This is a genomic window from Enterobacter sp. KBR-315C3_2022 (assembly GCF_041399425.1).
Classification (GTDB): domain Bacteria; phylum Pseudomonadota; class Gammaproteobacteria; order Enterobacterales; family Enterobacteriaceae; genus Enterobacter.
The window spans coordinates 1-14,783 of the sequence record NZ_JBGKEB010000043.1; the positions used below are offsets into that span (position 1 = coordinate 1).

Genomic DNA, 14,783 nt, shown 5'->3' on the forward strand with positions numbered 1-14,783 from the left:
TCGGATTAACAATACCTTTCGTTCCATATATTCTTGTTACACTGGTCGAACAATTTAATAAAAAGGATAGTGTGTTCAGAAAGGATGATTTCTTTTTTATTCTTCCTTCCGAAATACGTGCATACGATCATCTCTGGATAAGAGAAAATATAAAGAAGAAGGTCATTAAAATGTCAACTAAGTTTCATGTATTAGACGAATTTACAATCAGAAAATCTCTGACTCCCGTTTTGCATCCAGCATGGTTTGACAGTTCATTAGCTTCATTGACTAAGCTTGATGGTTAGGAACTTCAAGGAGTTATAAAATAAAGCGCTGAATTAGGAGATGAATGTGAGTTTCGACTATGAAAAGGCATTTCAACAGGTAAAAAAATATCTTGGAAAGCATCAGGACTCATTTACTCAAGCAATTGACCTTGAGAAGGATATTAATAAGCGAAAATCATTTCCTTCCGAGGTCTTTTTAGCAACTGCTCTGCAAAAATGTATTAGTAAAGAAGCCCGACTGATTGAGCAAACAGGAGAAAATCACCCTGATGTCGTAATGAAGATGAATGGGGTTCGTTTTAATTTTGAAGTGACGTTAATGACCCAAGAAGATGAAAGATTCCGATGTAAAAGCATCAATGCAAAAGAACATGCAGTTACAGATAAGCCCAAAACACAACTAACATCCAAGATACTGGATAAAACAAAGCAATACGAACGGTGGTTCAAAAAGGGTATTGTAAATAAGAATGATATAAATATCATAGCAGTTGATTTGGGTGATACTTTTTCTTTTACACCAACAGCAACGTTACTTGACGCAGCGATATTTATGATGAGTGACGAGTATGAAATACATATAGATAATTACGGGAGTAAATGTCAACTACCTAAGTCACGTGGGTTCTTGGTTAAAACCGGCTGTGATGGTAGAGAGTCAAATATACACTTAGACCACGTATATGATGGGTTAAAACACATAGATGCTTTGCTTACTTTCACTAAAGTTAACGTTCTGGAAAGTAGTAATAATTTCGACATCATAAATATTAACAATAATGAAAATGTTAATCGGCTCTTTTCCCTGATTTCACCTCATTACCAAACTACAATCGGCCGTTGGAGGATATTATGGGGAGATACTTAATCAGGGCCTCCGTTACGACCCTCAGACTTCGGTAACACTCGTACACGGAGCTGATGGCTCAGTGTACGAGAAGCAACCATAGCTGAGTGTGTGATGTGTCACGGAAATTTCGTCGGTTCCGGCGTGCAACCCCGGTAACGAAAACATCATTCTGGTTAAAATACACACTTATCGTACGGTTGGGCTTCAGACCCCTAAAACGGTGTTGTAAGCGGGAAGCCGCCAAAATTTTGTGGACAGAATATAAGGAAAAGTACAGGCAGTGACACTGACAGAAAAATCAGGGCATCTGGCATGGTGCGCCTTGGTGGCGCTTGCGCTGGCCAGACAGAGCGGTGATGTGCTGTCACCGGCACAGGAAAACCTCTTTCTCACCCGCTGGCTGGCGAGCGCACTGAAGCAACGACGTTTTTCGCGTGATGTGGCACCCGATATCAAGTGGCTTCTGAAACAGGGACGCCTGCTGGGCGTCAGCGCGAAGCTGGCCAGCAAGCTGAATTACCTCTGGCGCTCCTGCACGGGCGAACTGTCCGAGCAAAACGACCTGTTCCGGCTGACGTATGCCCTGGAAACTGCGAAGGACATGAGCTGGAGTTACCGTCTGTTGAGCGATCGTGAATGGTCCGGGCGGTATGCCTTAGTCCTGAGTGCGGGTGTGAATGGCATTTATCTCTCACGGGCCAACCTCGATGTTGCTTTTGACGACAGTGGTCGACAGATAAATCCATTGACAGCGCGTCTGACGGGGAACGTAGCGGGGGTGATGAAGCTGTTTAATCGCTGTGGCTGGCAGGCAGAGCCTGAGTCTGGTGCCTCCCTGCCCCACCAGTATTCGCTGATGGCCGGACAGGGAGTGCCAGGAAAGGGGGATTAGTGGCGGATTTGCGCCAGGTCGTCTTGCGTCAGACCGGTCATTTTCATGACGGTACTGCGGTCAATGCCGCTCTGCAGCATGGTTCGGGCAATTTTCAGGGTGGCTTCGCGCTCCCCTTCTGAACGGCCTTTTTCTATACCACGTTGTTCACCGAGTTGCAGGCCTTCAGCCCTGCCCTTCTCGATGCCCTTCTGTTCAAGCTGCTGTGCGATGGTCATCAGTTCATCCTCGTGCTGCGGCAGACGCTGTGCCAGCGCCCGCATAAATTTAGGAGCAGGCGCTTCGCCTGCATTTACCATATAGTTTATCAGAACACGCACCTGTTCGGGTGAAATCCATTCCACCATCACCCGTGGCAGTCTGTCCAGCAGTTCCATCATGTCCCGCTGGCGGATATGCTTCATCAGCAGGGTCAGGGCGGCCATCCGGCGGTGGTGCATTATCTCATCATCATCGATGACGGTGACATCAACCAGCGGGAAGCCTTTGGTGTAGACCTTTCCGGCCTGCTCCGGATTGCTGAAGCAGTCCAGCCGCGACCGGGCGAGCATCATTCTGCCATCCGCTCTGACCGGTTGGGCTGTCTTCATTCGTTTTGCTTCTTTTTTATTCGATTTAAATAGAGCACTTGTGCTTTCGGCCGTAACTACGCAGCGCAGTAGTTTACGGAAACCGCCCGTGTCGGTTGATGAATATTTAGAAGCGCTGCTAAGGCAAGGTATGGCGCAAACCGTAAAAGAATTAAGCAAATACCGATGCTGATTTAGCGCGCTAAGTAGCCGATAAACGGCAGCGCGTTGTATCCACTGACGGTGCGGCATTGCTATTGTTTATCTGTAAAAATACCTGTTTTGATGTGTTTTTAATCTAAAACCTGTTTTCAGACGCCCTGATCCAGGGGCGGTGCCTGAAGCCATCGTTTTTCGCCATCCGCTGCAGCCTGGCAGAGAGCATTTTTGTAGCGTGCTTGCCCGCCATGGCGCCGGCAAAACGCAGTCGGCCCTTGCACAGGATGCACTGATACGGATCAGTGCCCAGGAAGCCTTTCATCAGCACCGCGAACCCGGGACGTTTCGGTTTTTTCCGTACTGTCATCGCCAGCGCGTCGTAGACCTTCGGCAACAGCGAACCGCGCTTGCGGTTGGCCAGGAAGCCGTAGTAGCGCACCATTTTAAAATGCCGCGCCGGAATATGGCTGACGTACCGATGGAGCATCTCCTCCTGACTGATTTTCTGGCGTTTGTGTTGCTGCGTGCGGTGATCGTAATACTGATGGACCACGGCGCCGCCGTGGGTCTTTTTGGCAAAATGCACTTTCCAGGCGCGGCGATATTGGGCATGCAGATAACGGTGCCACCGTTCTTCATTACGGATATGACTGAGGCTCGGCAGGGTGCCGGGGTTGATTTGCGCGTAGTTGTCGCGCAGCAGGTAAATGACGGCGTTGCGCCAGATGGCCTCCACCTCTTTCTTTTTAAAAAACAGCTGCCGCCAGGTGCCGTGTTTGATGTCGAGGCCGCCGCGGGTGACGGACACGTGGATATGCGGATGCTGATTCAACTGCCGGCCATAGATGTGCAGCGCGCAAAATATGCCGACTTCGATACCCTGTTGGCGCGCCCAGCGAAGCATGGCGCGGGTGGCGCAGCGAAACAGGTCATTGAGCAGGGGCCAGTTGTTGTTGAAGAATGGCCACAACAGGTGGGGCATGTTAAACGTAATGTGTTGCCAATCGCAGTCGGGAAGGATGTGCTGCTGTTCGGCGATCCACTGCTCGGTGGCCTTGAGGCCACAGCTGCTGCAGGCTTTGGACTTGCAGGTCTGACAGAAAAAGCGGGGATGGGTACAGTCCGGTGAGGGGCAGCAGTAACGGCGCACGCCCATGGCGCAGGTACCACAGGCGAGCATGCGCTCGACGGCGAGTTTGGTCCAGTCGCTGAGGGAGTAGCCGAGTTTGTCGAGATAATGGTTCCAGCCATCGTCATGCTGGAACAGCAGCTTTGCCGGTCGGGGAATATACATGGTGCAGAGTCTACAGGGCGTTGCCGGGCAGGAAAAGTGCGTCGGCGCCAGCCGGCTCAAGCCACAGGCGAACTCATTTTATGCGGGTGTCAACGCGATGGTGTGACATGTCCCACCTCGCAGCCGGTCGGGCTGTCAGACGGTACCGGTGTTGAGGTGAGACAGAATCTAAATGACGGTTGAGGCAGCAGCGATGCCGTGCTCGCCCCATAGGGGCGCTACGTTCAGGAACATTTCTTCAATAGATGCATATAGTGATCATGCTAGTATATACATGTCAGATTACAACCGACGACTAGTAAATATTCTCCGTCTTGACTTTTGTGCATCGGCCACATGAAGCTAACGATGTTTAATCTTTAAGATTTTTCTTTCTATTGTGTAATGTTTTCTTGATAGAAATTGTAGGAATTGTGAATTAATTAGTTCTTTGAACATGTTGAGTTAAATCGTAAAATTCTAACTTCCACTCCTAATTCAGATTATTCCAACACAATTGATCATTTTGACGACTTTTTTTCCGGAAAGTAACTTCATAAAAAGATATTAATCCAATCCACTGGAGGGCGACGGAACAACAATCTATGAAACTACATATTGCCAGATCAAAAAATTGCCTTATCATGTTTAACAGCAGATTGAGCTAGAATAGGCACTCATTAATTTGAATGCCCTGGACATTCATGCCAAATTTTATCTTTACATTGATGTAATCATCAGGATGATGTTAATGAATAAACTAAGCTTTACTAGTATTGCACTTTTGAGTGTTCTTAGCACAGCTCCTGCTTTTGCGAGCTCTGATAATACAATTTCATTTCAGGGAGAAGTTACCGACCAGACCTGTTCCCTGACGGTTAACGGCAATGAAACCGCACCTATTATTTTACTGCCAACCGTCGCAGCTACCTCGCTTGCCGCATCCGGCGATGTAGCGGGGGCAACAACTTTTGATATGGGCGTAACCGGCTGCACTTCAGCAACCAGTTCAACCACTATCAGCACCGTTTTTGTTGGCAATCTCGTGGACACTACTAATGAAGGCACGCTAGGCAACAGTGGTACCGCTAAAAATGTAAATATCCAGATCCTGGATTCATCCGACACGGCTATCGATCTCAGCTCCACATATACCGCTTCAGGGGATTTAACTCTCGCGACAGGCGATACAGCTGCTACATCAACCTACACTGCGCAGTATTACGCTACGGGTGCAGCTACCGCCGGTACGGTCGCGGCATCTCTGCAGTACGCCATCTCTTACCAGTAACTTAATAACAGGCATTCCAACAGGAGTGCTTGTTATTTCCCTGTATGTCATCAGGTTAGATACGCATCATGAATATGTCTGCTTTACTTTACTCAAGGGTATTTTTGCTACCCCTTATTGCTTTATTAATGGTCATTTCTTTTCAGGCTGTATCCAGCGTGACTATGATCGGCAGCCGTATTATTTACCCTGAAGGCAGTAAAAGCGTCAACGTTGAGTTCAAAAACGCGGATGCAATTCCCTACGCCGTTCAGGGATGGTTTGATTCTGGTGATGTCAACTCCACGGCGCAGACCGGCAGAGCGCCGTTCACTGCCAGCCCTGCACTGTTTCGCATTATGCCGGGCAGCGGTCAGGTTATGCGGGTTACGTTTACGGGCAATCCGGCCAGCCTGCCTGACGATCGCGAGTCTGTTTTGTATTTTAATTTCCTGCAAATCCCACCCAGCAATGCCCTGGAGAATATGGATAACAGGCAAAATAAAATGCTGATTATGCTTAAAAACCGCGTAAAGGTCTTCTATCGGCCCAAAGCTATTCTCCCTGAAGTTGCATCTGCCCCGGATCTGATAAAAGTACGGACGGAAGCTGCTCAAGGAAATATCCGCGTTCACGTTAAAAACCCGTCCCCAATTCATATTTCCATGGTCAGCATCACCTTAAAGGACGGAAAGAAAGAGGTTAAGCAGAGAGCGGATATGATTTCACCCTTTTCGGAAAAAAGCTATCTGTTCAAAACATCAACAGGAGGCGGGCTTACTGCAGTAATTGAGTATATCAGCGATCAGGGCGCAAGGATTTCAAAGGAATATGCGGTTAGCTAAGCGGAAAAATCACCTTACTATACAGTGCCTGTACGCTTCTCTGTCGGCAGTATCGTGTTCACCTGCCGCAGCGCGTGATTACTACTTCGACCCGGCCCTGCTGCAGGGCTCCGGCGTGGCCGTAAATCTGTCTCTGATGAACGAGAAGGAAATCCCGGTTCAGGCGGGAGACTATAATCCTGATTTATACGTCAATAACAAATTAGTGAAACAGAATACTCTGATGAGGTTCTCCCCCGCCGGAAAGGACAGCGAGGTTCAGCCCTGCCTGACGATAGACGATATCAGGTTATCGAGGCTGAAGCCCGGCAGGCTGCCTGCTTTATTACCGGAGCAGGCGTGCTACGCGCTTGGCGACATTTCGCCCGGTTCCTCATGGGAGTTTGATCAGCCGGCCCTGCGCCTCAACCTGCAGATACCCCAGGCGTCGCTGAATCGCCAGCCAAGAGGTTTTATTCCCGTAGACGAGTGGGATCAGGGTATAGCCGCTTTATTTTTCAAACATAACTCTAACTATTATGAGACGCGTAACGACGGCGGGTACAGGACAAAAAACTTCTGGAGTGGGATTACCAGCGGCACCAACATTGGGCTCTGGCAACTCAGAAATCAGTCTAATTACCGCTATATGGAGACCAACCAGCGTACACGGCAGGACTGGACGAGCATAAAAACCTATGCCCAGCGCCCGTTGCCGGCACTGAACTCTGTTATCACGCTCGGTGACAGCTATACCAACAGCAGCCTTTTCGGCAGCCTGTCCTTCAACGGCATAAAGCTGGCGAGCGATGTGAAAATGTATCCGCAAAGCCGGCGTGGATATGCACCGGAAATCAGAGGCATGGCCAACACCACCGCACGCGTGATTGTCCGCCAGCTGGGCAAAACGATTTATGAGACCGTAGTTGCGCCGGGTCCTTTTCTTATCAGTGACCTGAACAACACCCGCGGGCAGGGAAATTTACAGGTCACCGTTGTTGAGGCAACCGGACAGCAGTCGACCTTCACCGTAACCTATTCCGCAGTGCCGGAATCGGTTCGCCCGGGGGTCTGGAACTATGAGCTGGCGCTGGGAAGAGTCAGGAACTACGGAAATACTGACAATGAGTTTCTCGAAGGGGTCATTCAGAGAGGCGTGAGCAATGCCCTTACCGCCAACGCGGGGGTTCGTCTGGCAAAAGATTATCAGGCATTCCTGACGGGGGGCGTACTAGCTACGGCCTGGGGTGCTTTCGGACTTAACGCAACCTACTCAGATGCACTGGTGGAAAATGATAATCGTCAGACGGGCTGGCGGGCTGAAGGGAGTTACAGCCGCACCTTCAGTACGGGCACAAATATTATGCTGGCCGCATATCGTTACTCGACGCAGGGTTTTCGCGATTTGCAGGACGTGCTGGGGGTAAGAAGATATACATCAAAAGGGGAAACCTACTATTCAGACACGCTGAATCAAAAGAACCAGCTCAGCGCCACGGTTTCCCAGGGGATGGGTAGCTATGGCTCCCTGTCGCTCAACGCCAGTACGTCGGACTATTACAATAACAAGTCGCGTATTACCCAGTTTCAGCTCGGCTACGCGAACAGTTACGGAAAGCTTTCCTACAGCATTAATATTGGACGGCAGAGAACGACATACAGCACGCGCCGCTACTATTACGATGCCAGCGACATCAGTGATAACCGTCAGAAATATAATGAAAATACCGCCTCTGTCAGCTTTTCTGTTCCACTTGACTGGGGGCAAAGGCGTTCGAGCGTTACCTACAATTACTCAAGAAACAAGACGTCAGAAACCAGTACCGCAGCAGTGTCCGGCTCGGCCGGCGAAGCGGGCCAGGTTTCGTATTCGCTGTATGGCGGCATGGAAAGGTACAAGGATGAGGGAAATACCGCAACCTGGGGAGGCTCCCTGCAAAACAACACGGCCAAAGGCGCATGGCGGGCTTCCTATTCACAGGGAAGCGGCTATAAACAGCTGGGGCTGGGGACGTCGGGAACGCTGGTGATGCATTCCGGGGGGCTGACCTATGGCCCTTACGCCAGCGACACGTTTGCGCTTGTTCACGCGCGGGGCGCAACGGGGGCGGCCGTTAAAAATGGTCAGGGGGCGAAAATAGACTCTCTGGGATATGCCATTTTACCCTCCCTGACGCCCTACAGGTATAACAACGTCAGCCTCGACCCGAAGGAGATGAGTGAAGACGTTGAGCTGGCGGGTGGCAGCCGGCAGGTTGTTCCCTATGCAGGTGCGGTCGTAGGGGTTAGGTTCGATACCGTTTACGGAAAGCAGGTGCTTATCAACAGCGCTCTGTCCGGCGGTAAAACGGTTCCAATGGGCGCTGAGGTCAGGGACCGGGATGGCAACGTTATCGGAATGGTAGGCCAGGCGGGCCAGGTATATGCGCGCCTGGATGCTCAGTCCGGCACGTTATTTGTATCTTGGGGGGAAGAGGAGAGTGATCGGTGTCAGATTAACTATCAGCTGCCGACCCGGAAAATAAAAGACAGGATTATTGAGCTGGATGCGCCCTGTGCTAAAACGTTAGGTGAGCAGTAAAATGAAGCTGAAATTGATTATCGTTCTTTTCGCACTGTGTTTTTCCGCAGTTGCTGTAGCCGCTTGTTCGAAAGTAACCAGTACCAGTTCGTTGACCAAGGATTTGATCAGTCAGGGATATACCGCCGCGAGCTGGACCGGCGCCTGTGATACCTGTACGGGAAATCTGGGGCTGCCATCCGTTATCAGCATCAACACGGGAAGTAACTTTCAGCCTGCCGGGACGCTTTTAGCCAGCGCGACGGGGAGCTTTTTAACGGCGGCTACCCGCACCACCTATACCGCTAATCAGATACTTTACCGTTGCGTGTTAGCCGATGCAGACAGTCTGTATGAAATGTACGCCACAAACGGTGATAACGCATACACTGGCAAATGGACCGTTTCGGACGTTGACGGAGCATATTATGACGTGGCCAAGAATGTGGCAGTCAGGATGACAAATCTGAGTACGGGAGAATACTATTCCCGCTACTGGCAGCAAAGGCAGCTGACATCTTCTGACTGGGTCCAGGACGATACCTATATCTACATCCCGGCAAGTGCATTCAGTAACGTTCTATATGAAATGTATAAGACTGATGATACGAGCTATTACCGAAGTGCAGCGAACCGGTATGTTGATACCTACACACAGCCGCGCGGTTACATAGCATTCAAGGGGCCGGGTCTGAACACCAACTCCCTGACCGAAGGTATGGACAGTAATAGCTATTACTATGGGTTCTATGCCAACTGGCCGGGTGCCTGGAGTACTTATGGAAATGTAACCTACGTGCGTGGTGCCCTGTGCCAGGTATCCGATTATCCGTCCGTGGTGCTTATTCCTACAATATCCATCACTGACTTAAACAACGGAGAGACAAGCCAGGCGTTGTTTAACCTCAGCCTGGAGTGTGAGTCCGGTGCAGTTTCAAGCGTCAGTACTTCCACAACCAGTTCAGCAAATGTGGCGTTGGGTTTTCTGGTGAATAACGCAACTGCCGTGAGTGCGGCCACTGCACTTGGACTGACTTCAACCAGCGGATTAACCCATCTGATGGACACCAATTACGGTAGTTCAGGAGTGGCATCAGGAGTCGGGATCAGAATTTATGACCAGAACGGTAGCGCGATGAATCTGCTTTCCAGTCAGACCATGGGTACGGGTAACAGCGGAGGATGGTACTCCTATACCGATTTAATGACAGATGAAGGAGAATCAACCAGCGGTCTGACGACCTATACAGGATCGTTTATTGCCGCCTTAGAGGCCATTTCTGGTGAAACCGTCACAGCAGGTACTGTAAATGCTCAGCTACAAGTCATTGTTAGTTTTCAATAAGCGTTTAGTCTTTATATTATTAACATTAACAGCGTCATTTAATGGCGAGTGCACTGTCAACGTTGATAAATCGAGAGTTATCTTCAGCTCCGGAGAATTAACCGCAAATATATCACTGCACAATTCTCATAAAGAACCTATCCTTGTACAATTGTGGACAGATGCAGGGGATCCGTTGACTACACCTGATAAAGTCAAAACACCGGTGTTAGTTAACCCCCCGGTATTAAAAATGCAGCCAAACGAAGTGAGAAACATTCGATTACTTTTGGTCTCTACAGAAGATCTACCACAAAACAAAGAAAGCATTTTTTGGCTGAACATATTACAGATACCGCCTAATACAAATCAGGTTTCAAAAGAAAAAAATAAATTAATCCTACCATTAAGAATAAGGCTTAAGGTTTTTGTGCGCCCAAAATCCGTAGGAGACATAACTTCTGATGATTTCGATAAAATTCTTTTTTCAAAAGTCAACTCAAATACGGTAATAATAAAAAACCCAACGAAATGGTATATCACCATTCCCTCATTAAGAATAGCCGACATTAAGTCAAAGCCTATTTGGCTTGGACCTTTCTCCCATATTTCGCTTCATGTTAAAAATGAAATAAATGAAAAAGAGAGTGTTACTTTTGACGTCATAGATGACGTTGGTGCAATCCATCGGCGCGTAAGCGTTATTAATTAATAATCAATTGGACATTTACAAGAAAAGCATCATTCTAATACCTACGTCCGAGATTACTAATAGACAATAATACAGTTGTTTGCTTCAATAACAAGGTAATAAAAAATCTGAATAAAGATTTTTTATTACCCTCGAATTTTAGATTTAATAAGTAATTAAAAAATTATCGATGCCAATAAAAAAAGCGGCAAAATTAAATGACCTTGTCATGGATCCTTCAACTTATGTCAATGACACAATGCGAATGTTATTACAAGAGAATCATAGGCCGATTTTTAAAGGTTCTGTGTCTTCATTTAAAAGATTAGAAGAATTTCTTTCACAAAAAAACTGCAATAGATATTGTTTTTTGTGAAATGTATGATCATTCCAATGATATTTTCGAAGACATGTTCAAATTACGGCAGTTGGTAAAAAAAAACCTCGTATAAGGTTTATTTTACATACCGGCGTCACGTGTAAAAAAATTGCAAAAGCAATGCTACATTACAGATGTTTATTTAAAAGGGATTTCGAAAAATGACTTGCGCGTTGCTTTGAAAAATATAGCAGGAGAAAATTGCAAAGTATTTAGATTTTCAGACCTTACCACAGTTAATGGTGAGTTAAGCGCAAGCGGTGATTTTATCACCCTTTGCAATAAAAGGTGCGAGTTCGCTTTTCCCAATTCCTCTTGGGAAGAGAGATTCCTTATATTCAAACGTGTATTTGTCACCATCAAAAACTATATTTATCATGCATTTGGTATAACTTTCATCAGTCGTTGTGCTTGTAACAGGGTCATTATACTGCGCTGTGACTATTAGTTATTTTTCATAGCGCGCCGAACCTGCCAGCCCGAACGTGGCAAGGCGCCGAAAATTAAGCCGGATGCTTTCCGTCTTTTTATGAGCGGCCTCCAGCTGTGAAAATTCAAGTTGGCAATTATACCGGGGCTGGCCTCCCTGATGCAGGGTATTACTTGTCTGATCAAGCCACATAAGACAAGCATACATCGCCTCCCAGTCCCCCAGAGGCAGTATATGGGGGCCGCTTTAAAACGGAAAATATCCTACGTTAAACCTGTTTTTTGAGCTGGCATGACGGTCTGCTATGAGCGAGGAGCGGAAGTTCATAGAGATGGCAGATAAGGGGGAGACTGGAACACCCTGCTGCATACATAATGGCAGGGTTTATAAGTATGCTAAGTCATTTTCTTCTTTCAAGAAGCAGGACTGGCTTATCATAATTACTATTACACCACTGATGCTTTTTTATTACTGCCTGAGGTACTTTCCCCATATCCTTCACAGGCGTGAACCCCATAGAACCGTAGAATCCTTCCAAATTTTCAAATGGCAAACAGTATAATATCGAGAGATCTGAATTCTTAATCAGGAAGTCCACAACTTTTCTGGCGATCCCTAAACCTTCATTACCTGGGTATACATAAATCCCGCCTAACTCACCGCTCTCAGCATCTATAGTACCTACTCTTCCTTGACCGGCAGGCTTACCGTCACAGGATGCAAGTACGATTAGCTCGCCTTCGTGAGAAGGAACAAAATCGACCTCTTCGTAGCGCTTGTTAACAGCGCCAAGATCTGTGACGGTGGCAACTCTCAAAAAAATTTCCATTACCTTTCCTAAATCGTGTATTTGCAATCTTGGGCTTAGAATAATTAATTCATCGCGTTAATACTTAGCTGGCTAATAAAGTCAAGGGGTGATCATGATTAATGTCCGTTCCTAGCACAGGGCTGCTGTTGCAGCCCTGACAACCTTAGACTTCAATCGATTCAGATATCTCTAACGCATCATCGACTTCAATGCCCAGATAACGGACTGTGCTTTCCAGTTTCTTATGGCCCAACAGAATTTGTATCACCCGGAGATTCTTGGTTTTCTTGTATATCAAGTAAGGTTTTGTACTTCTCATGGAATGTGTGCTGTAAAGCGAAGCTTCGAGACCAAGCTTTTCTACCCACCCATGAAAAACTCGGCTGTATTGTCGGGTTGATATGTGCCGGTTAGTTCCGATCCGAGACCGAAACAAGAAGTCTTTACTGTGCAAATTGCCAAGCTTTATCAATGCAGCAACAGCTTCTCTTGTCCCTTTGGTTATCTCAAATTGCACAGGGCTACCGGTTTTCTGTTGCAGCACCGTAGCTCTGCTTGAAACAGAGCTACCATATGCAACATCAGATACTTTGAGTTTGACCAGATCACAGCCTCGTAGCTTACTGTCTAAGGCCATATTGAACAGAGCTAAATCACGCGTTTTACCTTCCAGTTCAAGCCGGATTCGAATCCCCCAGATATGAGATATCTGAAGTGGTCTTTTTTGGCCTATGATACGGTCTTTATTCCACGGTGACGTGTTCATACTCAAATCTCCTACAATGTGGGAGATTTGAGTATGGTTGTCCTTTATGAGCGAGGAGCGGGCATAGTTATCAGTCATGGAGATAATTCCTTTTCAAGGCATATCAAGAAATCAGACCTCCACGACCCAGATAGAATATATCAGTTTCTGAATCATATGGGAGCTAAGAAGGTGAAGACTAACATTTTTATAATCGCCTAATGATTCGCCGACTTAAGGAAGATTATAAATAAAAAAGTTGTATATTAAATAACAATTACGTAAAAAATAAAACGCCATCTATCAGAGCGGGCGTTTCTAGTTGCATCCTAAAAACTAAAATTCTTGTTAGCGCTAATACACTGAACAGCACTCATTCATCGATTCAAATAAATTTCCTATTTCGACAGGTAAAAACTGCGGAAATTCTGCAATAACTTCAGCCAATCCAAGTTTCAGAGCTGAATCACCCTGTCCCCGTGAGATAGCACGAAGCTCAGTAAATTTACTCTGTATAAGAGTTTCATAATTATGCCCCTGATGGAGCAAAAATGCCTGTGGATAATTGAGCTGATAACCGTTTTCCAGCGTGACTGGAAAAGGATCATTCAGTGTGATTTCCAGAGCAGTTAGGAAGTTGTCAATCAGTATCTGACATTCTGATTCGGTTAAGTATGCTGCATCTGGGTAAGATACCTGAGTCGACACCCCAAAATCTAGATAGGTTGCCTTACCGTATCTAATTAACGCCAAAACTATGTATAGCGGATCTAAAAGGTAGTTTTCAATGGCATAGCGTCTACCTTCGCCCAGAACCAGAATAGTATCTCTGGCAACATTACCTTCATCAAAGTCTATTATCCCCCAAACTAAATCATTGCCAGAATTTCGAAGCTTGTCCACTATATTGATAACATCCGTACAATTTGATGTGCCGCTATGCGGCTCCATAAAAATAGGTTGATAGTTAAATTTACGCCTACGATTAAGAGTATCAAATAATTTTTCGAAATATATTACATCATATTTGCTTTCAACAAAAACCTGACGTCTTTTTTCATATGTTACCCGAAGAAAATCGATTCCATAAGTTAAAACTGTTACAGCTTTTCCAGGGCTTATCATCGCCGGAATTTTTGAATCCCGACTAATTTCATACACACTGTTATCTGGGGCGATTGCGACTGTTGTAGGTGAATGGGTTGTCATAATAACTTTAACACCGGCGCGCTTAACGATTGTCTCAATTAGCGTTTCAATCATCAGGTGCGAATACTGCGGATGTAATGGTGCGTCAGGCTCATCCAGAAGCAGTAACTCAGGTCGAACGCCACCTTCTCCGATATTATAAATAGCTAGCGCAAGGGACATTAGTACTTTTTCACCAGATGATAAGTCGTTTACTGATATATCATTCCCAGTCGTTCTGTCTACAAGTTTTAAAGTATATGCTAGTTCAGGATTTGAAATCCCTGGACTAGGAAATTCATAGGGCAGTCCTGCTCTTTCCAAAATCTCATTAATTAGGATCCATGGTGCTGGACCAAACTTTTTAATGAAGCTTTCATCATCTATGACAGGATATTTATCTGTTTTTTCTTCTACATTGAGAAATTTGTTAAACTTATTTGTCTCCCAGCGCATATGATAACCTTTGAAAATCATTGCGCATTGAGTGAAAAACAAGGATCCATCATTGGCCTCTGAAAAACTCATATTATCGAATATATCACTTTC

General features: G+C 46.5%; 11 protein-coding genes and 2 pseudogenes. 8 read left to right on the forward strand and 5 right to left on the reverse strand.

Annotation, left to right across the window (positions count from 1 at the left end; genetic code table 11):
• The 3 genes and pseudogenes from AB8804_RS22775 to AB8804_RS22785 all read left to right on the forward strand — a co-directional run.
• Window positions 1-287, forward strand: a pseudogene (locus AB8804_RS22775) (hypothetical protein); the annotation flags it as partial.
• Window positions 288-327: 40 nt separating this feature from the next.
• Window positions 328-1,137: a hypothetical protein gene (locus AB8804_RS22780; RefSeq protein ID WP_371190202.1), complete on the forward strand. Its 810-nt coding sequence runs from the start codon at window positions 328-330 to the stop codon at window positions 1,135-1,137.
• A 262-nt stretch (window positions 1,138-1,399) separates the two neighbouring features.
• A complete protein-coding gene (locus tag AB8804_RS22785; RefSeq protein WP_371190203.1) occupies window positions 1,400-2,011 on the forward strand; it encodes a DUF2913 family protein in 612 nt (203 codons plus the stop codon).
• Here AB8804_RS22785 and AB8804_RS22790 read toward each other — a convergent pair.
• Window positions 2,008-2,544: pseudogene (locus AB8804_RS22790) on the reverse strand (Rpn family recombination-promoting nuclease/putative transposase); the annotation flags it as partial. The gene AB8804_RS22785 and the pseudogene AB8804_RS22790 overlap by 4 nt on opposite strands.
• A gap of 334 nt (window positions 2,545-2,878) precedes the next feature.
• Entirely contained in the window at window positions 2,879-4,033 is a 1,155-nt protein-coding gene (locus AB8804_RS22795; RefSeq protein ID WP_371190204.1) for a transposase, read from the reverse strand.
• A 730-nt stretch (window positions 4,034-4,763) separates the two neighbouring features.
• Between AB8804_RS22795 and AB8804_RS22800 the strand changes: the two genes are divergently transcribed.
• The 5 genes from AB8804_RS22800 to AB8804_RS22820 all read left to right on the forward strand — a co-directional run bounded on the left by AB8804_RS22800 (window position 4,764) and on the right by AB8804_RS22820 (window position 10,702).
• Window positions 4,764-5,303, forward strand: a complete 540-nt coding sequence (locus AB8804_RS22800) for a fimbrial protein (protein WP_371190205.1) — start codon at window positions 4,764-4,766, stop codon at window positions 5,301-5,303.
• A gap of 68 nt (window positions 5,304-5,371) precedes the next feature.
• On the forward strand, window positions 5,372-6,127 hold the full coding sequence (locus AB8804_RS22805; protein ID WP_371190206.1) for a fimbria/pilus periplasmic chaperone: 756 nt from the start codon (window positions 5,372-5,374) through the stop codon (window positions 6,125-6,127).
• Complete coding sequence (locus tag AB8804_RS22810) at window positions 6,114-8,687, forward strand: fimbrial outer membrane usher protein (protein WP_371190207.1); 2,574 nt, start codon at window positions 6,114-6,116, stop codon at window positions 8,685-8,687. Before AB8804_RS22805 ends, AB8804_RS22810 begins: the two co-directional genes overlap by 14 nt.
• Window position 8,688: 1 nt before the next feature.
• Window positions 8,689-10,011 carry a fimbrial usher protein StbD gene (gene stbD, locus AB8804_RS22815; protein ID WP_371190208.1) on the forward strand — a complete coding sequence of 441 codons (1,323 nt, stop codon included), beginning with the start codon at window positions 8,689-8,691 and terminating at the stop codon, window positions 10,009-10,011.
• Entirely contained in the window at window positions 9,977-10,702 is a 726-nt protein-coding gene (locus AB8804_RS22820; RefSeq protein ID WP_371190209.1) for a fimbria/pilus periplasmic chaperone, read from the forward strand. Before stbD ends, AB8804_RS22820 begins: the two co-directional genes overlap by 35 nt.
• A 1,188-nt stretch (window positions 10,703-11,890) precedes the next feature.
• On the opposite strand, the gene AB8804_RS22825 is transcribed toward AB8804_RS22820, so the two are convergent.
• The 3 genes from AB8804_RS22825 to AB8804_RS22835 form a co-directional block, all read right to left on the reverse strand.
• The gene (locus tag AB8804_RS22825) at window positions 11,891-12,319 is read right to left on the reverse strand and encodes a GNAT family N-acetyltransferase (RefSeq protein WP_371190210.1); all 429 of its coding nucleotides are present in this window, start codon (window positions 12,317-12,319) and stop codon (window positions 11,891-11,893) included.
• 145 nt (window positions 12,320-12,464) lie between these two features.
• Window positions 12,465-13,067: a site-specific integrase gene (locus AB8804_RS22830; protein ID WP_371190212.1), complete on the reverse strand. Its 603-nt coding sequence runs from the start codon at window positions 13,065-13,067 to the stop codon at window positions 12,465-12,467.
• A gap of 333 nt (window positions 13,068-13,400) precedes the next feature.
• On the reverse strand, window positions 13,401-14,783 hold a 1,383-nt coding region (locus AB8804_RS22835), incomplete at its 5' end, for an AAA family ATPase (protein ID WP_371190211.1).